At 47.0% G+C, this 982-nt stretch carries 1 protein-coding gene; it reads right to left on the bottom strand.

From position 1 onward, the window contains the following. Positions 1-199: 199 nt before the first annotated feature. On the bottom strand, positions 200-982 hold a 783-nt coding region (locus JCM15548_RS20630; RefSeq protein WP_227626097.1), incomplete at its 5' end, for a transposase.

Here is a 982-nt window from a genome sequence, read left to right as displayed (position 1 = left end):
GTCAAAGTAGAATTAGACATTAAAATAAACAGGCCGTTGCTAACAAAGCTGTATACGGCAGCCGGGGCTCCACAGCATATTGCGGGTTTCGTTCTCTCCCGCCAACCGCGTTTGGCCTGAAAATTTCCTAACTGGCAGAAATGCCCCGGCCGACCGCATACAGCCGGGCGTTATGGTTAATTAGGGCCTGCTGAAAAACTCAGGCTGCTATTTTTAGGTTAAACTTCTCAGATTTCATTATTTCCAAGGCGGTACCCATTGGAATTCTAATTTGACCAACATTTGATGTTAACCAAACCAAAATCCCTGTTGCGGAAAAACTCATGACCGTGTTGACCATAAGACGCGGGAGTGCCACCCCGGCCAATTTGACCAGGTTAAGCACCAAAAAGATGCAGGCAATCCACGGTTCACTTGTTTCTTTGAGCCTGGCCTTGACCCGGTTTAACCCGTAGCCTATTTTGGCCTGCCCAAATTTCCCTTCGACCGGGTTGCGTTCTCCCGGGCTTACGTGAATTGGCACTGCCGGTGGTCTTCCAAGGGGTTTGGCTATTAATTTAATACCCTTCTCTTTCAAAGCCGCTCGATTGGCTCTTGTGCAATAGATTTGATCGGCCAATAATTCTCGTGGGTAACACCCGAAACGCTTGTGGTATTGTTCAACGTAGGCCATCATGTGGCTTCCTTCATTAAAAGCATCCCACTTGAGTTCGTCAAGGAAACAGATGCCATCGATAACGGAAACATGGATTTTAGCCCCAAATTCAACCTTCGCTTGAGTCTTGCCACGCACAATAGGCCGAACGTGCGGTTGATGGATACTCACAATCCGATCATCGATACTGCGTGTACGCGTGGCATACATTTGTTTTTGTTGTTCAAAAAGGGTCCTGACCACCAAAAGATACTTGTACTGTTTGGGGGATAACGGGATATAAGAGTAGGCATCCAACAGCTTATCTATTGAGTTCAGGTTCCGTTT

Source organism: Geofilum rubicundum JCM 15548 (assembly GCF_000974365.1).
Classification (GTDB): domain Bacteria; phylum Bacteroidota; class Bacteroidia; order Bacteroidales; family Marinilabiliaceae; genus Geofilum; species Geofilum rubicundum.
This window is presented reverse-complemented; position numbering and strand designations above follow the sequence as displayed.